Source organism: Stenotrophomonas sp. MH181796, assembly GCF_009659995.1.
GTDB lineage: Bacteria > Pseudomonadota > Gammaproteobacteria > Xanthomonadales > Xanthomonadaceae > Stenotrophomonas > Stenotrophomonas riyadhensis.
The window spans coordinates 399,408-422,821 of record NZ_RAHU01000005.1 but is presented as its reverse complement, the minus strand read 5'-3'; the positions used below and the strand labels follow the sequence as shown (position 1 = coordinate 422,821).

The window sequence follows — 23,414 nt, the reverse complement described above, 5'->3', positions numbered from 1 at the left end:
CGTCATGCACAACGAACTGCCCGGCTACGCCGAACTGCACTGCCTGTCGGCCTTCAGTTTCCAGCGTGGCGCCTCGATCGCCGAAGAACTGTTCGCGCGCGCTGCCGGCCAGGGCTACCGCGCGTTGGCGATCACCGACGAATGCTCGCTGGCCGGCATCGTGCGTGCCTGGCAGGCGGCGAAGACGCATGGCGTGGCGCTGATCGTCGGCGCCGAATTCCAGGTCGAGGACGGGCCGAAGCTGGCCCTGCTGTGCACCGACCAGGCCGCCTATGCCGGCTTGTGCCAGTTGATCACCACCTGCCGGCGGCGCGCGGCCAAGGGCGAATACCGCTGCCTGCGCGAGGACCTGCTCGGCCTGCCCGACGGCCTGCTGTGCCTGTGGCTGGACCGGCAACCAGCGGCCACCGAACTGGAACTGTTGCGTGCCGGCTTCGATGATCGGCTGTGGTTGGCGGTGGAACTGCACCACGAACACGACGACGCACGCCGCCTGCAGCAGCTGCAGGCCTTCGGCGAACGCCACCGCCTGCCGCTGGTCGCCAGTGGTGATGTGCACATGCACGTGCGCCGCCGCCGCGCCCTGCAGGACACGCTGACTGCGATCCGCCACCGCTGCAGCGTGGCCGAGGCCGGCTGGCGCCTGTTCCCCAACGGCGAGCGCCACCTGCGCCCGCGTACCGCGCTGGCCCAGCTGTATCCACCCGAACTGCTGGCCGAGACCCTGCGCATCGCCGAGCGCTGCCACTTCACCCTGGAGCAGCTGCAGTACACCTACCCGCGCGAACTGGTACCCGAGGGCCACGACCCGGACAGCTGGCTGCGCGTGCTGGTCGAGCGTGGCATCCCCTGGCGCTGGAAAGGCGGCATCGAACCGGCACAACGCAAACAGATCGAGCACGAACTGGCATTGATCCGGGAGAAGAACTACGCCTCGTACTTCCTCACCGTGCAGGACATCGTGCGCTTCGCGCGCAGCCAGGACATCCTCTGCCAGGGTCGTGGCTCGGCGGCCAACTCGGCGGTGTGCTTCGTGCTGGGCGTGACCGAGATCGACCCGGCGCGCAGCAACCTGCTGTTCGAGCGTTTCATCTCCGCCGAGCGCGACGAGCCACCGGATATCGACATCGACTTCGAGCACGAGCGCCGCGAGGAAGTGCTGCAGTATGTATTCAAGCGCTATGGCCGCGAGCGCGCCGCCCTGACTGCGGTGGCGATCAGCTACCGTGGCCGCAGCGCGATCCGCGACGTGGCCCGCGCGCTCGGCCTGCCGATGGACCAGGTCAACGAATTGGGGGCGGCGATGGACCACTGGGGCGGCCACGTACCGTTGCCGGAGACCCTGCGCGAGCGCGGCTTCGATCCGGAAACCCCGCTGATGCGGCGACTGCTGGCGCTGACCACCGAACTGATCGACTTCCCCCGCCACCTGTCGCAGCACCCGGGCGGCTTCGTGATTTCCGAGCATCCGCTGTCAACCCTGGTGCCGGTGGAGAACGCGGCGATGGCCGACCGTACCGTCATCCAGTGGGACAAGGACGATCTGGATGCCACCGGCCTGATGAAGGTCGACTGCCTGGCGCTGGGCATGCTCACCGCCATCCGCAAGTGCCTGGCGATGCTGCAGCAGCATGGCCTGCACAGCGGGCGCATGGATGCGATTCCCGATGAAGACGGCCCGACCTACGACATGATCTGCGCCGCCGACACCATCGGCGTGTTCCAGATCGAGTCGCGCGCGCAGATGGCGATGCTGCCGCGCCTGCAGCCACGCGAGTTCTATGACCTGGTGATCGAGGTGGCGATCGTGCGCCCCGGCCCGATCCAGGGTGACATGGTCCATCCTTACCTTGAGCGGCGGCGGATCCTGCGTGAACAGGGACCGGACGCGTTGAACGACCCGGACAACCCGCTCTACCCGCCACAGCTGAAGCGCGTGTTCGCGCGCACCCTCGGCGTGCCGCTGTTCCAGGAACAGGTGATGCAGCTGGCGGTGGATGCGGCCGGCTACACCCCGGGCGAGGCCGATGTCCTGCGCCGCTCGATGGCCGCATGGAAACGCCGTGGCGGCCTGGAACCGCATCGCGAGAAGCTGCTGGCCGGCATGCTCAAGAACGGCTTCAGCCGCGAATACGGCGAGCACCTGTTCGAGCAGATCAAGGGATTCGGCGATTACGGCTTCCCGGAAAGCCACGCCGCCAGTTTCGCCCTGCTGACCTATGCCAGCTGCTGGCTGAAGTGCCATCACCCGGCCGCGTTCACCGCCAGCCTGATCAACAGCCAGCCGCTGGGCTTCTACAGCCCCGACCAGCTGCTGCAGGACGCGCGCCGGCATGGCATCCGCGTGCTGCCGGTGGACGTGCGCCACAGCGACTGGGACTGCACGCTGGATTTCGGCAAGGGGCCGGCGGCGATCCGGCTCGGCCTGCGCCTGGTCGATGGCTGCAACGAACCCGCCGTGCAGGCCATCATGCGTGAACGTGCGCGGCGCCCGTTCGACGATGTGGGCGACCTGTGCCAGCGCACCGCCCTGGATCGCCGCCAGCAGGGCCTGCTGGCCGATGCCGGTGCGCTGCGTGGGCTCAGCGGCCATCGCCATCGTGCACGCTGGGATATCTCCGGCGTGGAGAACCGGCTGCCGCTGTTCGACCAGGCCCGCGCCACCGCCGAAGCCCGCGTGGCGCTGCCCCTGCCCAGCACCTGGGAAGACATGCAGGCCGATTACCGCAGCACCGGCACCACGCTGGGCCGCCACCCGATCTCGTTCCTGCGTGCGCAACTGCGCAACCGCGGTTGCCTGGATGCCGCACAGCTGGCAGACCACGGCCATGGCCGACGCGTACGCATCGCCGGCCTGGTACGCATGCGCCAGCGCCCGCAGACCGCCAGCGGCGTCACCTTCCTCACGCTCGAGGACGAGACCGGCATGGTCAACGCCGTGTTCTGGCGGCACCTGGCCGACCGCCAGCACCGCGTACTGGTCGACACCCAGCTGATGCAGATCGACGGCCGCCTGGAACGCGTTGATGGCGTGCAGCATGTCATCGTGCAGCGCATGCACTGCCTGGATGAACTGCTGCAGGGACTGCGCAGCCACAGCCGCGATTTCCATTGACGATACACAACGTCACACAACGAACTGGCCATTGCCGGTCCGCATCCGCTATCGTCGGCACATCCAAGGAAGGACGACGCCATGCCCCGCGCACTGCTGCTGACCACGCTGGTGGTCTCGACCCTCGCCCTGCTTGTTTCCGGCTGGACCGCCTGGAGCCTGCATCGCAGCCAATCACCACAGCGCATCATCGAAGCACGCGGGCTGGTCATCCACGATGCAAGCGGCCAGCCGCGGGTGATCCTCGGCGCACCGGTTCCCGATCCGCTCAGCCAGGGCCGTACCCAGGGGCCGCGCGCCACCGCCTTGTCCGGCCTGATCCTGCTCGGCCCCGACGGCTCCGAACGCGGCGGCTACGGCACCAGCGACCGCGGCGGCGAAGCCCTGCTCACCCTGGGCGATGCCACCGGCACCACCGAAGTGTTCAAGGTCGTCGCCAATCCGGACCGTGGCGCCAGCCTGATGGTCAAGCACCAGAACAACACCGGCGCCATGCTCACCTCCTGGCAAGGCAAGCCGGAGCTGATGTTCGTCGATGACAGCGGCCAGTCCTACTACGTGCGCCCCGGCGCCAACGCCGCGCCCTGATCGGCTTCTGTAGCGTCGAGCCATGCTCGACTGCCGGTCATGTAGAGTCGAGCCATGCTCGACTGCTTCTACANTAGCGTCGAGCCATGCTCGACTGCCGGTCATGTAGAGTCGAGCCATGCTCGACTGCTTCTACACAACAGCAGCCGAGCATGGCTCGGCTCTACAAAAGCGAAGCAAAGTCGAGCAAGCTCGACGCTACAGACCGCACACCGCTGCCAGATCATCGGCCAGCTGCCGCAGCTGCGCCGATCCCAGCGCCGCACACGTAATGCGCAGCCCATGTCCCGGCGCTGCCACCGCGAACACTTCGCCTGCGCGCACATGCCATCCGCGCGAAGCCAGTGCCAGCACCTGCGGATGGCTGTCGGTTGGCAACGGCAGCCACAGGTTCAATCCTTCCATCGGTTGCGGTGTCGGCACGCCCCGCGCACGCAGCAGTTCCTGCAGCGACTGCAGGCGCTGCTGGTAACGCTCACCTGCCGAGGCGATCTTCGCCCGCTGCGTCGCCGACGCCAGCACCGAAGTCGCCGCATCCTGCAGCAGATGGCTGACCCAGCCGGTGCCGGACGCCAACCGCAACCGCAACCGCGATGCGGTCTCCTCATCGCAGGCCAGCCAGGCCAGCCGCAGGTCCGGACCCAGTGGCTTGGACAACGAACGCAGCACGGCCCAGCGACGACCATCCAGCGGCAGCACCGAGTGATAGGCCTGCTGCGAAAGCAGCGCGTAGTGATCGTCGATCAGCACCGCCACCTGCGGGTAGGCCGCCAACAGCTGCCGCAACGCCCGCGCCCGCTTCGCATCCAGGCTGGCCCCGGTCGGGTTGTGCGCGCGCGGGGTCAGCAGCACCGCGCGTGCGCCAGCCTCCAGTGCCGCACGCAGCGAATCGACCTGCATGCCATGCGCGTCCACCGCCACCGGCAACGGCGCATGGCCCACCGCATTGAGCACGTTGAGGCTGCCGAGGAAGCACGGATCCTCCACCGCGATGCGATCCCCCGGCAACAACCACGCCGCCAGCAGGCGTTCGATGCCGTCGACCGCGCCATGGGTCAGCTCCAGCGCATAGCCCTCCGGACAGTCCGCATCCAGCGAGGCGCGTGCCAGCGCCTGCAACCTCGGGTCGACCGTGCCTACGCCGTACAAACGCGGCGCTGCCGGCGCCAGGCGCAGGTTCGGCAGCAGGCGCGGGTCCGGGTTGCCACCGGCGAGGTCCTGCAGGGCCAGCCCTGGCGTGCTGCCCTCGCGCGCCAGCGTCGGCGGTAATCCGCGCACCACCGTGCCACGACGGCCCGCCGTGCTGGCCAGGCCCGCCGCATCCAATCGCTTGTAGGCAGCGGCCACCGTATTGCGGTTCACCCCCAGCTGCTCGGCCAGTTCACGCACCGGCGGCAGCACGCTGCCGGCCGGCAAGCGGCCCTTGCCGATGCCGTCGCGGATGCTGTCGAAGATCGACTCGGCGCTATGCCCGGTGATTTTCATTTTGTCCTATGCCAAAATATCTCTTGTCCTGTGCCAGTGTATCCCACCCTGGCCGCCCTGCATTGGAGGTGCCCGCATGCCCCTTGCCGCTGCCGACTGGCCCGTCGCCCAGTCCGTTGAACAGATCGCCGCCAACCTGGTCACGGTGCGCCAACGCATCGCCGACGCCTGTGCACGTGTCGGCCGCGACCCGGCCAGCGTGCGCCTGCTGCCGGTCAGCAAGACCGTCGATGACGCCCGCATCCGCATGGCGGTGGCCGCAGGCTGTCACGAACTGGGCGAGAACAAGGTGCAGGAGGCGCAGCGCAAGGCCGAAACAATGGCCGACCTGGGCGTGCACTGGTCGGTGATCGGCCATCTGCAGACCAACAAGGCGCGCTACGTGGCACGCTTCGCCAGCGAGTTCCAGGCGCTGGACAGCCTGCGCGTGGCCGAGGCCCTGCAGCAGCGCCTGCAACTGGAAGACCGCACGCTGGATGTGTTCGTGCAGGTCAACACCTCGGCCGAGCCGAGCAAGTATGGGCTGGAACCCGACGCAGTCGAGGCCTTCGTGCAGCAGCTGCCGGCCTTCGATCGCCTGCGCGTGCGCGGCCTGATGACCCTGGCCATCTTCACCCCCGAGGTCGAGCGCGTGCGCGCTTGCTTCGTGCGCCTGCGTGACCTGCGCGACCAGCTGCAGCGCGTCGCCCCGCCCGGCCTTGACCTGTCGCAGCTGTCGATGGGCATGTCCGGTGATTTCGAAGTGGCCATCGAGGAAGGTGCCACCGTGGTCCGCGTCGGCCAGGCCATTTTCGGCGCCCGCGCCACCCCGGACAGCTTCTACTGGCCGAACAGCGGAGCCCCGGCATGAAGCACGCGGTTGTGCTGCAACACGTTGCCTTTGAAGACCTCGGCACCCTGCAACCGTTGCTGCTGGCCCAAGGCTGGCAGCTGCAGGTGCTGCAGGCCGGTATCGACGCGCTGGACTCCGCCGCAACAGCCGACCTGCTGGTGGTGCTGGGCGGCCCGATCAGCGTCAATGACACAGCGACCTATCCCTTCGTCACCGACAGCATCGCCCTGCTGCAGCGCCGGCTGCAACAACAGCGGCCGACCCTGGGCATCTGCCTGGGTGCACAGCTGATGGCCCGTGCACTCGGTGCCAGTGTCGCTCCCAGTGGCGGCAAGGAGATCGGCTTTGCGCCACTGCTGCTGACCGATGAAGGCCAGCGCTCGCCGCTGCAGGCCCTGCAGGGCATTCCCGTGCTGCATTGGCATGGTGAGGCCTTCGAACTTCCGGCCGGCGCACGCCGCCTGGCCAGCACGCCGGCCTGCCGCCACCAGGCCTTCGCCATCGGCCACCACGCGCTGGCCCTGCAATGCCATCCGGAACTGGACGCGCGCCAGTTCGAGCGTTGGCTGATCGGTCACACGCTGGAGCTGGCCCAGGCTGGCATCGATCCCAACGACCTGCGCGCGCAGGCGCGTCGCTATGGCGCACCACTGGCCGCGGCCGCCACCGCAATGTTCGACCATTGGCTGCAGGACCTGCCGGAGACACCACGATGAACTACCGATTGCAGATCCACCGCGATGGTGCCCACTGGGGCCACTTCGACTGCAGCGGCCCCGATGCCCTGCAGCGCATGGACAGCATCGCCGCGCAGCTGCCTGCAGACCAGGGCTTCCAGTTGAAGCGGCAGAAGGGCGTCGGTGAAGAGCGCATCCTGTCCAGCAATGCCGATGGCCTGCGTGTACTGGCCGCGCAGATCCAGTACCGCGATATCTGACGATCGTCACGGTAGAGCCGGCCGCTGGCCGGCACTGGAATCTGCCGGCCAGCGGCCGGCACTACCCCGGCTGTTCGCCCGCGTGCGAAGCTTCACCGATGTTGACCCTGCAACGCGGCAACCATCGCGGGCTGCTTGTCGCCCCGCGCTGGCCCTCCACCCATATCCAGATCGAAGCAGAGGTGCTGCAACGCCTGCTCGATGCGCAGGCACTCCTGCCCACCGAACTGCGCCTGCTGCTCACGCGCGGCTTCGAATCACGCCACAGTCGCCTCGGTGGGTTCCGCCGCGCGGTGCGGCGGCTCGGCATTGCGGTGTTCCGCACCTGCTACCCGCAGCGCCGCGATGAAGTCGATGCCATCTTCGGTGCCAACGGTCACGACATCGATGGCCGTCACGTCGATATCTCCATGGTGTTGCACGGCCAACGACTGCGGCTGCTGCCACTGGGCGTGTTCACGCCACCCAACTGGCAGGCGCGCCGCGTCAGCCGCCATGCCTGGGCGGTCGCGCAGGTGAAGCACAGCCTGCAGCACTGCGGCTTCCAACTGCACCCCAACCCGACCGAAGCACTGCAGATCCATTGCGACTACCTGCCCCGGTAGTGCCGGCCGCTGGCCGGCAGCGGTACGCTGCACCACCCGCCATAGGCTGACGCACGCCCTCATGCAGGCGATACTCCCACCATGTTCGACGTACCTGCCCACCTGCATGGCGTCGCCTGCGATCTTCAGCAACGGCTCGATCGCATCCAGGCGCAGGCCAGCAACAACGACTACCGGCTGCTGATCGATGGAGAAGCACTGCGCTTCCCCGATCGCATCTACGCCGACGCTACGCGCCTGGAACGCCTGGCATCTTCCTTGCCGGGTGATCACCGCCTGCTGTGCCTGTGCCTGGCCACCCGGCATCCCGATGGCTTCCTGCGACAACGGGCTGTTGAGGCATTGGGGCAGGCATCGGTGCCGTGGGTTCTGGCATTCCACCTGGCGCTGCTCAGCGAGTATGTCGAAGAGATCGCGCTGACGATCGACCACCATGCCCGGAAGATTGGCCTGGCCGCCTACGCACCCTTGGCCCGCGAGAACGCCGCCTTCTTCGAACGGTGTATGCAGCGTGCCGCAAGCTATTGGAATGCCTACCACCGGCAGCGGCATCCAGCGCTGCGCACGTTTCCCGCCCACCGCTTGCTGCTGGAGATACGCAGCGCCAGCCGCGCGGGCTGATCGGCCATCCAATGCATCGGCCCCGCACTACAGATGCAAATGATTCTCTTTTGCTGTAAGGTGCAGCCGCTGCCCTTGCCGCCGCGGGCTGTTCCCTTTCCCAGTTGTCGCCCGCCCCGTGTCCACGCCTGTCGAACCGACGGATGTCGCGCAGCTGTGCGCGGCCCATTACCGGCCGCTGCACGCCCATGTCCGCCGCAAACTCCCGCAACGCAGCGACGCCGATGACGTCGTCCAGGAAACCTGGCTGCGTGTCGTCAAGGTCGCCGCCAGTGGCCTGCTGAGCAATGGCCGCGCGTACCTGTACCGCGTTGCCCACAACCTGATTGCCGACCATTACCGGCAACGCCAGCGCCGTCGCGAAGAAGCGCTGGATGACACACAGCTGCATGCCATCGCCGATCCTGCGCCGCTGCCTGAACAGCGCCTGCTCGACGCCGAACAGCTGCGCCATCTCGATGCAATCGTCGCCGCGCTGCCGCCGCGCTCGCGCCAGGTCTTCCTGCTGGCGCGTGTGGAACAGATGGCTCTGGCCGAGATCGGCCGCCAGCTGGGCATCAGTCGGCAGACCGCGCACGGCCATCTGCTGCGCGCCCTGGTCGCCCTGCAGCAGGTACCGGGTGCATGAGCCAGGACGCGATCACACGCGAAGCCGCCCGCTGGTGGCTGGATGGACACGATGGCACCCGCGACGAGAACGCGTTCGACCAGTGGTGCCGGGCCGATCCGCGCCATGTTGCGCAGTACCAGCATCTGCAGCAGCTGTGGCAGGCCGGTGCCACGTTGCCCAGCCTGCAACGGCAGCAGCAGCGCAGGCAACGCCGCCGCCTGCGCGAGGCCGGCATTGCCGTGCTGTTGCTGTGCGCGCTCGGGCTGTACAGCCGCCACGCCTCGCCGCCGGCCGCGCAGGTACTGCGCACCGCCGCTGGCGAGATCCGTGATGAAGCCCTGCCGGACGGTTCGCATGTGCTGCTGTCGCCGGGAAGCGAAGTCCATGTGCGCGTCGATGCACAACGCCGCCAGCTCCAGCTGCAGCGCGGCCAGGCCTGGTTCCAGGTCGCTGCCGATGCCGATCGGCCATTCCAGGTGCATACCCCGCAAGGCACTGTCACCGCACTGGGGACCGCATTCGATCTTGCCGTGCAGGGCGACAGCAGCGTGGTCACAGTCACCGAGCACAGCGTCCGCGTAGAGAGCGGCACCGCCAGTGCACAGGCCAGCGAGGGTCAGCAGATACGCTTCAACGGACACGCGCCTTCTGCTGCACATCCTGCAGACGGTGGCGTCCTGGCCTGGCGCGAGCGGCGCCTGCACTGGGTTTCGGCCCCTCTGGCCGACGTCACCCAGGGCCTGGACCGCTGGCACGGCGGGCATACCTGGATCATCGGTGCACGGCTTCGCCAACAGCCAGTCACCCTGCTGGGCAATGCCGAGGGTGCCGCCAGCAATCGCGACCAACTGGCCATGCAGCTGCATGTGCGGGTACTGCGCCTCGGCGCGGGTGTGCAGGTGTGGCTGCCGCCACGCTGGGAGCAGCGCGGTGCACCCTGACATCCGGCCCAGCACTGCGTCTACCCAGGATGACGACGCCCTGCGTCAGCCCCTGGAGCCCCCGATGCTGTGCCCCCGCCCCCTTGTCCTCGCCCTGTCGCTGGCCTGCGCCAGCACCGTCCCACTGCTGCCCAACAACGCCCACGCGCAGGCCGCCACGCGTTCCTACGATCTGCCCGCCCAACCGCTGGCCGCCGCACTGGACGCCTACAGCCGGCTGACCGGCGTCGATCTGGTGATCGGCTCGGCGCTGCCTGCAGGCCATGCCGCGCCTGCCCTGCGCGGAGACTTCGACGATGCACAGGCGTTGTCGCGCCTGTTGGCAGGCAGCGGCCTCCGCCCACGCTTCATCGATGCGCGTCGCGCCACGCTGGAACCGGCACCTGCCGAACGCAGCGATGGCAGCCGTCGTACCGGTCCGCTGCGCGTGCAGGGCACGACCGCGCACGCCCATGCGCCTGGCACTGGTGCCAGCCAGTATGTACCGGCCACCCGTGATGGCTTCGCTCCCACGGTCGGCAGCGAACGTTTGGCAATGGCCGAACGCCAGGAAGGCAACAGCCTGCTGCGTTCGATGCCGGGCACCCACAGCTTCCATTCGCGCAGCCAGCCCGGCCTGCAGGTCAACATCCGCGGCATGACCGGTGCCGGCCGGGTCAACACCATGATCGACGGTGTCACCCAGACCTTCCGCAACAACGCCGGGCATGGCTCGGGCGGCCCATTCGCCTATGTTGACCCGTTCCTGCTGGCCGGCGTGGACGTGCAGCGCGGTGCGGTCGCCGGTGGTGATGGCGCCGGCACGCTGGCCGGCAGTGCCAACTTCCGCACACTGGACATCGACGATCTGCTCGGCGAAGGCCGCGACTGGGGCCTGCGTGCGGGCTATCGCCATGGCAACAACGGCTATGGCAGCGGCCGCACCTTCGCCGGTGCGTGGCGCCACAGCGAGGACGGCGGTGACCGCCAGTTCGGCCTGCTCGCCGCCGCCAGCAGCAGTCGCAGCAGCGAGTACGCCACGGCGCGCGGGCAGAAAAACAATGCCGACCCCGGCAGCCAGCAACCCAGCAGCTGGCTGTTGAAAGCGCGCCTGCAGCCCAGTGACCAGCATCGGCTCGACCTGAGCCACATGCGTTACGAAAACGACTTCTACCACAACTATCCGTGGCAGATTTCCGCGCGCAACCAGCGCGCCAGCTACCACTACACGCCCTATTCGCCGTGGATCGACCTGCGTGCGACGTTTGCCAGCAACAAGACCCGGCTGTTCTACCCGCCGGTGGAGGACTCCAGCTACATCGGCCGCCGCACCCACAGCAGCCTGAGCAGCTGGACCGTGGACAACACCAGCCGCTTCGACATCGGTGCACTGCAGGCACGCTGGAACACCGGTATCAAGCACCAGTCGGACATCTACGTGGCCGACACCCCTGTCCTGCGTGGCGCCAATCCGCAGGGCCGCAGCCAGCTCGACAGTGTATTCAGCACGCTGGAGCTGCAGTACGACATCTATGCCCTGACCGCAGGACTGCGCCAGGACCGCTTCGGCATCCGTGGACACATCCCGGTGTGCTCGGATGTGCCCGGCCAGTGCGCGGAGATCAATGGCGGCGACATCGACGTGCGTCGCACCGAGCGCGCACTCAGCCCGAGCCTGGCGGTCTCACTGCAGGCCACCGATTGGCTGCAGCTGTTCGCCGAGGTCTCGCGCACGTCGCGGCCGCCGCGCGTGCAGGAAATGTTCTTCGAGAAGATCCCGCTGGAGGACGCCAGCGTCGCCGACGGCATCGGCGCCAATCCGTTCCTGCGCCGCGAGCGCTCGCGCAACCTGCAGTTCGGCGCCAACCTCAGCACCGACTCGCTGCTGGTCGACGGTGACCTGGCGCAGCTGCGGGTCACCCGCTTCGACAACCGCATCCGCGACTACATCAAGCCGCAGTACCTGCTGATCGTGCATCCGCCGGAAGTGGAACCGTTCGTGGTGCCGATCGACAGCGATCCGCAGCTCACTGCCTGGACCGATGTGCTGGACGCCGACGACTTCAGCGCCACCACGCGCTGGATGAACCACCCCGGCGTGGTGCGCATGCGCGGTATCGAGCTGGAGGCGCACTACGCCAGCGAGCACTACCACGCCACGCTGAGCTGGACCCGCTCGCACACCAGTGCGCCGGCCATCGAGTTCGTCAACCTGGAAGACATCACCGCCCTGCCCGACCGCTACTGGACGCTGGACGTGGGCGGCCGCTGGTGGCAGCAGCGCGTGCAGGCCGGCCTGCGCGCCGAGTACTCCGGCCCGACCGAGGAAGGCTACGACTTCTTCCAGACCCGCAAGACCAGCGGCACCGGCGTGCTGCTGGACTTCTACGCCAGCTTCAAGCCCCAGCCGAACACCACGCTGTGGCTGAACATCGAAAACCTGCAGAACAAGGCCTATGACAACAATGCCTCGATCGACAGCATCTTCAGCCCGATCCTGGACCGCGGCAACGGCCGTGGCCGCACCATCTCGATGGGCGTCAATGTCGCGTTCTAGCCGCCACTGGCTGCCGCTGTGCCTGCTCGCGCTGGCGTCGATGGCCAGCGCGCAGCCGCTGCCCGGCAAGGTGGTCGACCTCGCCAATGGCCGGATCCTGGACGAATCTACGTTCGTACAACGCACTGCCGCCGCCCAGCGGTTGCTGCTGGGTGAACGGCATGACCTCGACAGTGATCATGCCGCCCAGCGCTGGCTGCTGCAGGCGTTGCAGCAGCAGCGCCCGCAAGGTGCCCTGGTGCTGGAAATGATTGCCAGCGAGCGCCAGCCGCGCCTGCAGCGGGTGCAGCGCTGGCTGGCCAAGGGCAACCATGCCGACGGCACGAGGCTGCAGGAGCTGCTGGACTGGGATGCGCGCTGGCCGTGGGCTGCCTATGGCGGGCTGGTGCAGGACGCCACCGCTGCCGGCATCCCGTTGTTCGGTGGCAATCTCGCGCGCGCCGAGGTCAACGCGCTGTTGGCATCGACCAGGGCGGTACAGTTCCCCGTGGCCACTGCGCGGCAGCGCCTTGCGGAGGTGGTGCTTGCCCAGCACGCAGAGGCCGCACCGATGCTGGATGGCATGTTGGCCGTGCAGCAGGCCCGCGACACACGGATGGCACGGGTGCTGCTCGATGCACCCGCACCGGCGCTGCTGGTTGCCGGGCGCTGGCATGTACTGCGCGGCACCGGAGTACCAGGCTACCTGGCTCTGGACGTACCAGCACTGGTGATTGCGCTCGCCTCACCTGGCGAAGCCATCGATGCGTCTGACGCCGACCTGCTATGGGTGCTGGACGATGAGTGAGCGCGGCCAACACTGGCAGGCGATCGCGATCAGCATCGGCCTGCACCTGCTGCCCTTGCTGCTGCTGGTGCACTGGGTGGCCACGCCCCCCTTGCTGCCCCCGCCGGAACAGGACGTGCGCATCAGCCTGCGCCTGCTGGCACCGGCCACACCTCCGCAACCGGTCGAGGAACGCCAGGCCGATACCCCCAGCCAGGCGCAACAGGCGCGTGCGTCGCAGCCGACCAAGTCGCCCCCTCCGCCGAAACCCACCGCCGCGCGCGAGGGCGAGTTGGCCGCCAGCGAAACGGGCGGGACGGGTCGAAAGCCGCTGCCGGTCGCCCCGCCTGCGGCCGCGACCGATGCAAGTCCCGCACCGGCATCGATCACGGCCGCGCCGCCCGCTCCAGACGCGCCGCCGGCGGACTTCCAGGCCGGCGCCGCCAGCGACCAGTGGGAAGCCCGCCTGATGGCGCGGCTGGAACGCTACCGCTACTACCCCGCCGCCGCACGCTCGCGCCGGCAGCAGGGGACGGCCTGGGTCAGGGCCAGCATCGACCGCGAAGGTCGCCTGCTGGCCCTGCGGCTGGAGCAGTCCAGTGGCCAGCCGATGCTCGATGACGGCGCGCTGCAGACCTTCCGTCGCGCGCAGCCGCTGCCGCCCATTCCCGTGGAAATGAAGGCACCCCAGGAACTGGTGGTACCGGTGGAGTACTACCTGCGCTAGGCGCTGAGGGCCTCCGCCTTGATGTCGGGAATTGCGAGGCAGTCTGCGACCTCAACTCCGGTTGAGGTCAAATGGAACTGGCGCAACAGAGTAGTCCGCCATGTGCAACGATCGCGCCCACGTGCAGGGCCGAGCCCATGCTCGGCTGCTCAGCGCGAATGGCAGCCGAGCATGGGCTCGGCTCTACCGTTCCCCGCTTACGTCCATGCTGGGTCTGCCGTGAAATCGATGGTCAGCCAGAACGTACTGCCACGGGCGTCCAGCCGCACCGCGATCTCGTCACGCATCGCATCGACCTCGCCCACTGAGCCCAGCGGTGTGGCCGGGTCGGCCAGCACGTGGATCTCGATGAAGCGCATCCGCCCCATCTTCGCCACATGGCTGGTGAAGCCGGCATAGCCGTGCTCGGCGACGAACGCCTGCATCACCTGCTGCACGCGTCGGTCCAGATCATCCGGCGCCACCTGCAGCACTTCGCGCATGGCCTTCCACGCGCTGCGCGCCGGCACCGGCAGCACCGCCAGACTGATCAACGCCAGCACGATCGAATCCAGGTACGGCACCCAGTGGTGCCACTCACCGCCGTGCAGGATCAGCGCCAGCACGAAGGCCAGCACCACCGCCAGGCTCATCAATCCGCCCAGCAGCCAGCCGCGCACGTCCAGCCACAACAGAGCAGAGCGCAGGTGCCGCGCACGCTGCGCGACGAATGCCGCCATCGCCAGGTTGCTGGCACTCAGCAGTGCCGCCCACCACAGCGCGGGCCCGAACTTCACTTCGTGCCCGCCCGTCGTCAAACCAATTACCGCGTTGGCCAGCGCATACACGCAGGCCAGCGACAGGATCACACCGCCCAGTGCCTCGACCATCGGCTCAAGGTGCCAGTAGCCATACTGGAAGCGCGGGCTCTGCTCCCGCGCCACCAGCCGCAGCACCGACAACGACACCAGGGTCAGGGCGACGTCGACCAGGCTGTACACGCCGTCGAACAGGATGGCCTGCGATCCCACCAGCAGGCCACCGCCGAAGCCGACCGCGCTCACCGCCAGGGTGGCCCCGATCGAGAACTTCAGGATGCGTTGCTCGCGCGCGGTATCCATCGTTCGCCGAAGGGCCGACCGTCGCCGGTCAGGCCTTCAGCACCTCCACCTTGTACGAGGTCACATCGCCGCCCTGCTCGATGATCAGCCCGTGCACGTCCGACTCGAAGCCCGGGAAGCGGGCATTCTGCTCGCGGGCGATGCGCAGCGACTGGATGATCGGCTCATCGCTGTCGCCGAAACGCTCGCCCGGCATGATGGTGGGAATGCCCGGCGGATACGGGACCAGCATGGTCGCCGCGACACGGCCACTGAGCTGCTCGATGTCGACCCGCTCGATCTCGCCCTTGACCAGGTGGTTGTAGGCATCGGCCGGGGTCATCACCGGCGTCGGCAGGTCCACGTACATCTCGCGCATCACCTTGGCCACCGAGAAATCCTGGTTGAACGCGTGCAGCGCGTCGCACAGGTCGCGCAGGCCCCAACCGGCGTAGGCATTCGGATAGTCGGCGGCCAGCGTCGGCAGTGCCTGGCTCAGCGGCGCATTGCGGTCGTACAGCTCCTTGAACGCCATCAGCTCGGTGACGAGGGTGCTCCACTTGCCCTTGGTGATGCCCATCGAGAACAGGAACAGCACCGAGTACAGGTTGGTCTTCTCCACGGTGATGCCGCGGCCCCACAGGAACTTGCTCAGCACCGCCGCCGGGATGCCCAGCTTGCCCATGCTGCCGTCCATCGCCAGGCCCGGAGTCAGCAGGGTCACCTTGATCGGGTCGATCAGCACATAGTCGTCGACCAGGTTCTCGAAGCCGTGCCAGTGCGCATCCGGCTGCAGGTACCACTCCTCGCGCTTGGCCACCAGCGGCGCTGGCGTATCGCCCTTGTCCAGGCTGCGCTCGACCTGGGTCGGCTGCCACACGCTGAACCACCAGTCATCGCGGCCGAGATCATCGCGGACGTGCAGCATCGCGCGGCGGAAGGCGATGGCCTCGTCGTGCATTTCCTGCACCAGCGAACGGCCGGCATCGCCTTCCATCATCTTCGAGGCCACGTCACAGGCTGCGATCACCCCGTAGTGCGGGCTGGTCGAGGTGTGCATCATGAACGACTCGTTGAAGCGCTCGGCATCCAGGTTGCGCTGCGCCGAATTGCGCACGTGGATCATCGACGCCTGCGAGAACGCCGCCAGCAGCTTGTGGGTCGAATGCGTGGTGAAGATGATCGCATCCTGCTCACGCGGCTTGCCCTTGGCCATGCCGTAATGGTTCTCGTAGAACGGGTGGAACGCGGCGTAGGCGTACCAGGCTTCGTCGAAATGCAGGAAGTCGACCGCGCTGCCGATCTCGTCGGCGATCTTCTCGGCGTTGTAGCACAGGCCGTCGTAGGTCGAGTTGGTGACCACCGCGATGCGCGGCTTGGAGCCAGCCTTGTAGGCCTGGCTGGCCAGCGGGTTGGCAGCGATGCGCTGCTGCAGCGACTCCGGCGTGAACTGATCCAGGCTGATCGGACCGATGATGCCGTGCGCATTGCGGCTGGGGGTGAAGTACACCGGCACCGCACCGGTCATGATCAGCGCGTGCAGCAGCGACTTGTGGCAGTTGCGATCGACGAACACCACGTCACCGCGCGCCACCGTGCCATGCCAGACGATCTTGTTGGCGGTGGAGGTGCCGTTGGTGACAAAGAACGTATGGTCGGCACCGAAGTTGCGTGCCGCCTCGTTCTCGGCGTCCTTGATCGGGCCGGTGTGATCGAGCAGCGAACCCAGCTCCGGTACCGAGATCGACAGATCGCTGCGCAGGGTGTTCTCGCCGTAGAACTGATGGAATGCACGGCCGACCGGCGACTTGGTGAACGCCACGCCGCCGGCATGGCCCGGGGTGTGCCAGGAGTAGTTCGACTCGGCTGCATGGTGGATCAACGCCTTGAAGAACGGCGGCAGCAGGTTCTTCATGTAGTCTTCGGCCGCGCGCATCACCTGCCGCGAGATGAAGCTCTTGGTATCTTCGAACAGGAAGATGAAACCGTGGATGTACTTGAGCAGCTTGCTCGGCACCTTCTCGATGGTGCGGCGCTCGCCGTACAGGAACACCGGCAGGTTGGCGCGGCGTGCGCTCTGCTCGCGCAGGAAGGCGGTCAGGCGCTGGAACTCGCCATCCACCTCTTCACTGCCGTCGATCGAGATCAGCACCGCCGAGGCCGCCACGTAGGTGCGGGCACCGGCGCGGGCATCATCCAGGTTCAGGCCGCACAGCACGCGCTGGTCGTTGCTGCGCAGCTCCTCCACCAGGGCGCGGATCAGGATGCCGCCGATGCGCGGCGACTCGTAGTCGTTGTCGATGACAATGACCGGATAGTCCAGGGACTTGAAGTACACGTTGATTCTCCTTGTCTAACTCAGGAACGCTGGGCGCCGGCGCTGATCGCCGAGGCCTCGCGGGCGCGCTGCCGCTGCTGGCGGCGCTCCTCGCTGAAGAAGGGATAGAACACGGTGATGAACAGCACGAACAGGAAGGCGTACTGCACGATGGTTCCCGACGAGCCGTAGATCGCCCACAGGCAGTACACGACGGTCAGGCTGGTCAGGGTCCAGAACGCACCGGTGTGGACCAGGGTGTGCGAACGCTCGACCACGAAGTAGCAGGCCACGCACGAGTAGATGTAGGGCAGCAGGGTCAGCACCACCGCCGCCGAGGTGATCACGTCGAACTGTGCAGACGCGGTCTCCGAGGTGGAGGTGACCAGCACCGCCAGCGTCATCAGCACCGCCACGATCAGCACGCCCTTGACCGGCACATCATCCTTGTTGGTCTTGCTGAAGATGCTCGGGAACAGGCCGTCATCGGAGGCTGCCTTGGCGCTCTGTGCGGTTAGCAGGATCCAGCCGCCCAGCGAACCGGCAGCGCCGATGAAGGCACAGAGGCTGACCAGCGCACCGCCCCAGCCACCGACGGCCTTGGCGGCAGCCAGTGCGAACGGCGCATCGGAAGTCTGCAGTTCGCCATTGGGCACCATGCCCATGATCACCGAGGAACTGGCGATGTAGGCGATGGCGGCCAGGAACACACCCGCCAGGGTGGCGCGGGCCACGTTCTTTTCCGGATTCTCCACCACGCCGGCGGTGACCGAGGCCGATTCGACGCCGATGAAGGCCCACAGGGTGAGTGCCGCGGCACTGGAGATCGCGCCGAAGTTGGATTCACCCGACACGTTGTAGGCGCCCTTGAAGATGTCGGCATCGAAGAAGAACCAGCCGAAGATGGCGATGCCCAGGATCGGCACCAGCGCGAAGCTGGTGGTGACCGTCTGCACGCGGCTGACGAAGGCCGGGCCGATCATGTTGGCGAAGCTCAGCGCCCACACCAGCACCAGCACCGCGATGCAGCGCACCAGCGGCTCGGACAGGATCGGGAAGAAGTAGCTGAAGTAGCCCACCGCCGCGATCGGGATGGCAACGTTGCCGATCCAGTTGGCGAACCAGTAGATGGTATTGGTCTGGAAGCCCATGTAGGGCCCGAACCAGTCGCGCGCATAGGCATAGGGACCGCCGGCCTTCGGTGCCAGCTTGCCCAGCTTGGCGAAGACGAAGGCCAGCAGCAGCGCACCGGCGGTGGTGATCAGCCAGCCCCAGATCGAGGCGGTGCCGATCTTGGCCAGACTGGACGGCAACAGGAACACGCCTGAGCCCATCATGTTGCCGGCGACGAGGAAGGTGGCTCCGACCACCCCGATTTTCTTTGCTTCTGCCATGACAATCTCCTGTACTGGCATGAGCCCGGTACAACCGGGCGTGGGGACGGTTACGCTGGCGTACGACCGCTGGCGCTTATTTGATGAAGTTGTATTGCAGGCTGCCCTGCACCCGGACCGTGTCGCCGCGCGCGCCCCCCTGCTGTTCCAGGCGGCCGTACAGCAGCTCCATGCCCATCGTCCACGACGGCGCCGGGCTCCAGATCAGGTTGAACACGCCGTAGCGGCTCTGACGGAATGCGTCGGCCGCCAGTGCGGCATTCCGCTCCAGGGTCAGCTGGCCGATGATCAGGTTCGAACGCCACAGCCCGGACCAGTAATGCGTGTAGCCAATGAACCCACCGTGCAGGTCCAGCGCATCGAGGCGGCCATCGGCACCAACCACTGCGTCCAGTCCGGAACCGGTCAGGTCGGCGGTATAACGGCTGAGGCCGCGCCCGCCGAGCGCGCCGAACAGCAGCAGGTCGCGCTCGCCCACCGAGGCCGAACCGCTGAGTTGCAGGCCACCGGCCATGCGCCGGTCGCGCTCGCCAACGCCGTCATAGGCCAGGCTGCGTGCCACTGCGCCAAGCTGCAGGTGGCCCCAGTCGCGCTCCATGCGCGCAGTCACCGTCACATCCGGCAGCCGGTTCACGGCGGCGCGCTCATCGCTGGCACCGGCCAGTTCGGTCTTCGGATCTTCGGCGGCGACGGTCAGGGTGTTGCCCTTGCCCATCGCGAAACTGTGGTGGATGCCTGCCACCAGCAGGTAGCCGGCACCGCCGGGACCTGCGAAATCCAATGTATCGGGCAGGCTGTCCGGATCCATGAAGCTGGAGTAGCCGTAACCGGCGTAGGTATTGCCGAGCTGGCCATAGGCATGGCGCAGCCGGAATTCGTAGCCGTCACTACTGCCGAAGAAGTCGTTCTCCAGGTAGAAGCGCAGGTTGCCGTGCGTGGTCGGACGTCGCGCCTCGAAGCTGAAGCGGGTCTGCTTGGCATGGATGTTGAAGTTCGAGACATCACGATGACTGCCACCCACCGGCATCGACGAGGGAATGAACTGATCCTCATCGCCCGCTGCACGCGAATCGGCGATGGCATCCAGCTTGGCGTAGCCGCCGATACGGATCACCGTGTCAGTACCCGGAATGGCGAAGAAGCCCTTCAGATCCGGATCGGTCGGGCCGGCCGCACTGTCCGGTCGCGACGCGGCGGTGGACGGATCGGCTACCGACTCACGCTGCGGCAGCACCGGCTGTGCCACGCCCGGTACCTGCGTGGGGTGCAGCAGGTTGGCAGTGCTGGCAGGCGCGACCACGGCGGCGGGTGCCTGCGCGGTGGCAGGCCCAACGGTTGCATCGTGCTGCTCAAGGCGGTCCAACCGCTGCTGCATGCCCTCCAGCGCCTGCCGCATGGCCGCAATCTCGCGACGCAGCGCCTGTGCGTCCTCCTTGTCATCCGCCTGCGCATACGCCGGCGTGATCGCCAGTGCGGTCACGCAGGCCAGGCTCAGTACCGCCACGCGCATTGCATCCTCCCTGGACGACCCCTGTTCGCAGCACGCAGACGGGGCGCACGCATGCGCCGCTCCGGCCTCGCGCTGCCGTTGCTGGAAATGCGGATACTGCGTCGACGACACCGGCCAGCCTGCGCATGGCAGGCAACAGGACGATGACACTGCCCTGCCCGCACCGATGTCGACGCCATCAAGGCCGCGCTGCCAGAGAGGTGGCGACCGCAGCGGTCTGGGTAACAAGCACAGGGTGAGAGTGTCGTGAATGGCTGAGCCGACCGGCCCCGATCAGGGCCTGGCGAGCGCGGCATCCATTGCGCGTTGACGCTGTATTCCATGCGTCACAGGCTAATTCGCCTGTCGTTTTTGGCCTTGATTGGAATCAAGGCGCGAGGCTTGATGTCAGTCACTATTCAGACGTGACGACGAACAGGTGATGCGCAGGCCGAAGCATCGATCCTGATCACGGAAAGCAACAGGCCCGCATGCTGCCATGCGGGCCTGTGGGTCATTCACGATGGGCGGCGCGACTCAGCGCGGGCCCAGCACCGTCTGCAGGTCTGTACCCTGCGGCAGGCCGGCGCGACGCTGCACCTGGCCCTGTGCGTCCTGGAACAGGATGCCCGGCGTGCCCTGGAAGCCCATCTCGATCATCAGCACCTGATTGGCGTCGAGCTTGCCAGCGATCTCGCGGCTGATGTTCGGCAGCGCCTTGATGCCACCGCGATCAAAATCGTGCTCGTTCTGCAACAGTGCTGCACTCGGGTCACGCGCGGCGAGGATCGCCGCGGCCTTGGCCGGGCTGTCCTCGCGGATCACGCCAACCATGATGTGACGCAGCTGCACCTTGCCGGCATCAACCCACGGCCGTGCCGCTTCCCAGAACTTGTGGCAGTACGGGCAGTTGGCATCGCTGAAGGTATAGACCACGCGCGGCGCGTCGGCCTTGCCATCACGTACCCACGCACTGGCTTCCAGCTTGGTCCACATCTTGGCCGACATCGGCGCGGCGACCAGCTTCTCGACGGCCTCGGCGGCCACGTCGTTGCCCTCGGAATCGAACAGGCTGCCTACCAGTACGTGCTTGCCGTCGGCGGTGACGTAGGCCGCGGCCGGTTGCTGGCCGCCCACCACACCCGCAAAGCCGCGCAGGCCACCCGGTGCATCGAACTCGGCAACGACCTCGAAACCGTGCTTCTCGATGCCCTTCAGCACGGCCGGACGGTCGCCCTTGGTGGCAGCGGCCGGAGCAGTTGCCGCCGGGGCCGTCTTGCCCGGCGGGGTCTGGGCCTGGCTGCAGGCGGCCAATGCCAGCATGACCGGCAGCAACAGCACCGCCGGAGCGATGCGCATGGAAGTCGACAACATGGGAACTCCGTAGTGAGATGCCCGCGCAGGCTACCGCAGCCGGCGCAGTTTGTGTTCAAGGCCGGCCGCAGTCAGTTCGCCCAGGTGCAGTTCACGCAGGCGCCCATCGGCACCGAAAAAGAGCGTGGAAGGATACGCCTGCACGCCGAGCACGGTTGAAGCGACAGCGTCATCATCCAGCAACACGTTGCCCAGCATCAGTCGTTCGCTGGCAAGGAAACCCTGGACCTCCTCCAGGGTTTCGCCCTGGTTGAGGAATACGAACTGCACGTCATCATGTGCCTGTTGTGCCGCCGCCAGCACCGGCATCTCACGGCGGCAGGGCCCGCACCATGTGGCCCACAGATTCAGCACCAGCGGCTTGCCGCGGAACTGCTGCAGATCGATACGATCGCCTTGAAGGTCCGCCACCTGCAGCGCCGGCAACGGCATCTGCCGCTCCTGCCAGGCCGACAGCAGCAGGCCACCACCCGCCCAGAGCAGCACGCCAATCAGAGCGCTGGCCAGCACCGGCGCACGCAGCGCAGGCCACCGCCGCAAGCGCCACAACCCCAAGGCCAGACCTGCCACCAGCACCACCGCCAGGTGATAGCCGCCGTCGGCGATCTGCAGAATGCCCCAGGGCGCCTCGCGGTAGAGCGCGAAGTTCAGGGCGACAAAACTGATGCGGCCACACAACAGGCCGATCAACAGCATGTCCAACACCATGCTTGCTGCCGATGGCAGCGGCGCTTCGCCTTTCCTGCGTGGCCACAGACGGGCAACAGCCATGGCCAGCAACATGCAAACGAGGATCAACACTACCGGCATGGGAACCGGTCCAACACTCGACATCAGCCCACCTGCTCAATCGTCCACTGCCTGCATGGTCGAAGCGTCGCGCCCAGGTTGCAAGCGCTGCCCGACATCAGGCATCAGGCGGCACTTCGGCCCAACTGCACACCCGACGGTGCCTGCAACCCCCGCAGGCTGCCTGCGACCGAGGGCATCAGGGGCCGCTCACGCCGCTTGCTGTTGACGTGGCGGCGATAGTTGGCCGGTGTCATTCCCACGATACGAAGGAACAGGCGACGGAAAGCGCTCTGATCGGCATAGCCCACGCCCCAGGCGACTTCGTCGATGCCGCCCCCCTGCTGCAGCAGGGTCTGGGCCTTGGCAATGCGCAGCCGCTGGCAGTATTCGATCGGGCGCAGACCGGTAGCCCGAAGAAACCGTCGCTGCAGCGTGCGCGGCTCCAACCCGGAAACCTCGCAGATCGCAGCCAGGGTGGCACCTCGTGCCGCAGTGGTATGCAGCCACCGCTGCGCCTTCAGCACGTCGCGATCACCATGAGCGAAATTGGCACTGAAGCGCTCCAGGTCCTGCTGGATCGGCGCCGGCACGGTGATGCCCAGCTGCTGTGCGACAGCGCTGGCCACGCCCTGCCCATGCAGCCGGTACAGCAGGCGCAGGCCGAGGAAGCGCCACGCCTGTGATCCTCCCACCGTCAGCAGATCGCCATCATCCACCAGCGCCCGCTCACTGGGCACCCAGCTCGCGGCCTGCGCCTGCAGGCCCGGATGACGCCCCAGATCAGGCCCGCTTACCGTGCGCCCCGCCAGCAACCCGGCGCGCGCCAGCACGCTGACCCCGTCGCTGGCGGCGGCCAGCAGACTGCCACCGTCGTAGTGCGCGCGCAGCCAGTCCAGCAGCACTTCCTCGGCACGCAGGCAGGCACCTGCGCTGATCTGGCCGGGAACAGCGATCACCGCCGGAATGGCTGCATCGAGCATTTCCGCACCGGCGATGCGATGTACGCCAGTCTGGCTGGCCGGCACGATCCAGCGTGTGACCACCACGCGCTTGAACGGCCGACGCTGCTGCTGGGCCAGGCGATTGGCGACGTGCGCCATCTCCGCCAGCACCGAAGCGGCGGACGGATCGCCTCCGGGATACTCGACCACCGCGACCTCCACGAATCCCTCGTTCCTGATTCCATCCACTGACCACCTCCTCGGT

At 67.2% G+C, this 23,414-nt stretch carries 20 protein-coding genes; 12 read left to right on the top strand and 8 right to left on the bottom strand.

Annotation, left to right across the window (positions count from 1 at the left end):
• The first annotated feature begins 4 nt into the window (after window positions 1-4).
• Both D5301_RS14955 and D5301_RS14950 read left to right on the top strand, forming a co-directional pair.
• Window positions 5-3,115, top strand: coding sequence for an error-prone DNA polymerase (locus D5301_RS14955; RefSeq protein ID WP_153856099.1), 3,111 nt, complete (start codon window positions 5-7; stop codon window positions 3,113-3,115).
• Between the two features lie 81 nt (window positions 3,116-3,196).
• Window positions 3,197-3,703, top strand: a complete 507-nt coding sequence (locus D5301_RS14950) for a hypothetical protein (RefSeq protein WP_153856098.1) — start codon at window positions 3,197-3,199, stop codon at window positions 3,701-3,703.
• A gap of 198 nt (window positions 3,704-3,901) precedes the next feature.
• Here D5301_RS14950 and ptsJ read toward each other — a convergent pair whose 3' ends face one another.
• Complete coding sequence (gene ptsJ / locus D5301_RS14945; RefSeq protein ID WP_153856097.1) at window positions 3,902-5,188, bottom strand: transcriptional regulator PtsJ; 1,287 nt, start codon at window positions 5,186-5,188, stop codon at window positions 3,902-3,904.
• Between the two features lie 76 nt (window positions 5,189-5,264).
• On the opposite strand from ptsJ, the gene D5301_RS14940 reads away from it, so the two are divergent.
• The 10 genes from D5301_RS14940 (at window position 5,265) to D5301_RS14895 (ending at window position 13,763) form a co-directional block, all read left to right on the top strand.
• The gene (locus D5301_RS14940) at window positions 5,265-6,038 is read left to right on the top strand and encodes a YggS family pyridoxal phosphate-dependent enzyme (RefSeq protein WP_110712693.1); all 774 of its coding nucleotides are present in this window, start codon (window positions 5,265-5,267) and stop codon (window positions 6,036-6,038) included.
• A complete protein-coding gene (locus D5301_RS14935; RefSeq protein WP_110712694.1) occupies window positions 6,035-6,736 on the top strand; it encodes a glutamine amidotransferase in 702 nt (233 codons plus the stop codon). The genes D5301_RS14940 and D5301_RS14935 overlap by 4 nt, the downstream gene beginning before the upstream one ends.
• Window positions 6,733-6,957, top strand: a complete 225-nt coding sequence (locus D5301_RS14930) for a hypothetical protein (RefSeq protein ID WP_110712695.1) — start codon at window positions 6,733-6,735, stop codon at window positions 6,955-6,957. Before D5301_RS14935 ends, D5301_RS14930 begins: the two co-directional genes overlap by 4 nt.
• 98 nt (window positions 6,958-7,055) lie before the next feature.
• The gene (locus tag D5301_RS14925; RefSeq protein ID WP_110712696.1) at window positions 7,056-7,562 is read left to right on the top strand and encodes a hypothetical protein; all 507 of its coding nucleotides are present in this window, start codon (window positions 7,056-7,058) and stop codon (window positions 7,560-7,562) included.
• Between the two features lie 81 nt (window positions 7,563-7,643).
• A complete protein-coding gene (locus tag D5301_RS14920) occupies window positions 7,644-8,183 on the top strand; it encodes a hypothetical protein (RefSeq protein ID WP_153856096.1) in 540 nt (179 codons plus the stop codon).
• Window positions 8,184-8,301: 118 nt separating this feature from the next.
• Window positions 8,302-8,811, top strand: coding sequence for a sigma-70 family RNA polymerase sigma factor (locus D5301_RS14915; protein WP_164080209.1), 510 nt, complete (start codon window positions 8,302-8,304; stop codon window positions 8,809-8,811).
• On the top strand, window positions 8,808-9,734 hold the full coding sequence (locus tag D5301_RS14910; RefSeq protein WP_110712699.1) for a FecR domain-containing protein: 927 nt from the start codon (window positions 8,808-8,810) through the stop codon (window positions 9,732-9,734). Before D5301_RS14915 ends, D5301_RS14910 begins: the two co-directional genes overlap by 4 nt.
• A gap of 64 nt (window positions 9,735-9,798) precedes the next feature.
• Window positions 9,799-12,270, top strand: coding sequence for a TonB-dependent receptor (locus D5301_RS14905; protein ID WP_153856094.1), 2,472 nt, complete (start codon window positions 9,799-9,801; stop codon window positions 12,268-12,270).
• On the top strand, window positions 12,257-13,057 hold the full coding sequence (locus D5301_RS14900; protein ID WP_153856093.1) for a ChaN family lipoprotein: 801 nt from the start codon (window positions 12,257-12,259) through the stop codon (window positions 13,055-13,057). Before D5301_RS14905 ends, D5301_RS14900 begins: the two co-directional genes overlap by 14 nt.
• Entirely contained in the window at window positions 13,050-13,763 is a 714-nt protein-coding gene (locus D5301_RS14895; protein ID WP_110712702.1) for an energy transducer TonB, read from the top strand. Before D5301_RS14900 ends, D5301_RS14895 begins: the two co-directional genes overlap by 8 nt.
• A gap of 197 nt (window positions 13,764-13,960) precedes the next feature.
• Here D5301_RS14895 and D5301_RS14890 read toward each other — a convergent pair whose 3' ends face one another.
• The 7 genes from D5301_RS14890 to D5301_RS14860 all read right to left on the bottom strand — a co-directional run bounded on the left by D5301_RS14890 (window position 13,961) and on the right by D5301_RS14860 (window position 23,398).
• Window positions 13,961-14,863: a cation diffusion facilitator family transporter gene (locus tag D5301_RS14890; RefSeq protein ID WP_153856092.1), complete on the bottom strand. Its 903-nt coding sequence runs from the start codon at window positions 14,861-14,863 to the stop codon at window positions 13,961-13,963.
• A gap of 28 nt (window positions 14,864-14,891) precedes the next feature.
• A complete protein-coding gene (locus tag D5301_RS14885) occupies window positions 14,892-17,180 on the bottom strand; it encodes an Orn/Lys/Arg decarboxylase N-terminal domain-containing protein (protein WP_324187329.1) in 2,289 nt (762 codons plus the stop codon).
• Window positions 17,181-17,200: 20 nt separating this feature from the next.
• Window positions 17,201-18,553, bottom strand: a complete 1,353-nt coding sequence (adiC, locus tag D5301_RS14880) for an arginine/agmatine antiporter (RefSeq protein ID WP_006461445.1) — start codon at window positions 18,551-18,553, stop codon at window positions 17,201-17,203.
• Window positions 18,554-18,629: 76 nt separating this feature from the next.
• Window positions 18,630-20,063, bottom strand: coding sequence for a DcaP family trimeric outer membrane transporter (locus D5301_RS14875; protein ID WP_153856091.1), 1,434 nt, complete (start codon window positions 20,061-20,063; stop codon window positions 18,630-18,632).
• Window positions 20,064-20,579: 516 nt separating this feature from the next.
• On the bottom strand, window positions 20,580-21,416 hold the full coding sequence (gene dsbG, locus D5301_RS14870) for a thiol:disulfide interchange protein DsbG (RefSeq protein ID WP_153856090.1): 837 nt from the start codon (window positions 21,414-21,416) through the stop codon (window positions 20,580-20,582).
• Window positions 21,417-21,446: 30 nt separating this feature from the next.
• On the bottom strand, window positions 21,447-22,250 hold the full coding sequence (locus D5301_RS14865; RefSeq protein ID WP_153856089.1) for a TlpA disulfide reductase family protein: 804 nt from the start codon (window positions 22,248-22,250) through the stop codon (window positions 21,447-21,449).
• An 80-nt stretch (window positions 22,251-22,330) separates the two neighbouring features.
• Entirely contained in the window at window positions 22,331-23,398 is a 1,068-nt protein-coding gene (locus tag D5301_RS14860; protein ID WP_110712708.1) for a helix-turn-helix domain-containing protein, read from the bottom strand.
• Window positions 23,399-23,414: the final 16 nt, after the last annotated feature.

What these genes read in the sequence shown, in the direction of transcription:
- D5301_RS14955 (WP_153856099.1), top strand. Translation starts at nt 5, where the DNA reads ATGCACAACGAACTGCCCGGCTACGCCGAACTGCACTGCCTGTCGGCC.
- D5301_RS14950 (WP_153856098.1), top strand. Translation starts at nt 3,197, where the DNA reads ATGCCCCGCGCACTGCTGCTGACCACGCTGGTGGTCTCGACCCTCGCC.
- ptsJ (WP_153856097.1), bottom strand. Translation starts at nt 5,188, where the DNA reads ATGAAAATCACCGGGCATAGCGCCGAGTCGATCTTCGACAGCATCCGC.
- D5301_RS14940 (WP_110712693.1), top strand. Translation starts at nt 5,265, where the DNA reads ATGCCCCTTGCCGCTGCCGACTGGCCCGTCGCCCAGTCCGTTGAACAG.
- D5301_RS14935 (WP_110712694.1), top strand. Translation starts at nt 6,035, where the DNA reads ATGAAGCACGCGGTTGTGCTGCAACACGTTGCCTTTGAAGACCTCGGC.
- D5301_RS14930 (WP_110712695.1), top strand. Translation starts at nt 6,733, where the DNA reads ATGAACTACCGATTGCAGATCCACCGCGATGGTGCCCACTGGGGCCAC.
- D5301_RS14925 (WP_110712696.1), top strand. Translation starts at nt 7,056, where the DNA reads ATGTTGACCCTGCAACGCGGCAACCATCGCGGGCTGCTTGTCGCCCCG.
- D5301_RS14920 (WP_153856096.1), top strand. Translation starts at nt 7,644, where the DNA reads ATGTTCGACGTACCTGCCCACCTGCATGGCGTCGCCTGCGATCTTCAG.
- D5301_RS14910 (WP_110712699.1), top strand. Translation starts at nt 8,808, where the DNA reads ATGAGCCAGGACGCGATCACACGCGAAGCCGCCCGCTGGTGGCTGGAT.
- D5301_RS14905 (WP_153856094.1), top strand. Translation starts at nt 9,799, where the DNA reads ATGCTGTGCCCCCGCCCCCTTGTCCTCGCCCTGTCGCTGGCCTGCGCC.
- D5301_RS14900 (WP_153856093.1), top strand. Translation starts at nt 12,257, where the DNA reads ATGTCGCGTTCTAGCCGCCACTGGCTGCCGCTGTGCCTGCTCGCGCTG.
- D5301_RS14895 (WP_110712702.1), top strand. Translation starts at nt 13,050, where the DNA reads ATGAGTGAGCGCGGCCAACACTGGCAGGCGATCGCGATCAGCATCGGC.
- D5301_RS14890 (WP_153856092.1), bottom strand. Translation starts at nt 14,863, where the DNA reads ATGGATACCGCGCGCGAGCAACGCATCCTGAAGTTCTCGATCGGGGCC.
- adiC (WP_006461445.1), bottom strand. Translation starts at nt 18,553, where the DNA reads ATGGCAGAAGCAAAGAAAATCGGGGTGGTCGGAGCCACCTTCCTCGTC.
- D5301_RS14875 (WP_153856091.1), bottom strand. Translation starts at nt 20,063, where the DNA reads ATGCGCGTGGCGGTACTGAGCCTGGCCTGCGTGACCGCACTGGCGATC.
- dsbG (WP_153856090.1), bottom strand. Translation starts at nt 21,416, where the DNA reads ATGTTGTCGACTTCCATGCGCATCGCTCCGGCGGTGCTGTTGCTGCCG.
- D5301_RS14865 (WP_153856089.1), bottom strand. Translation starts at nt 22,250, where the DNA reads ATGTCGAGTGTTGGACCGGTTCCCATGCCGGTAGTGTTGATCCTCGTT.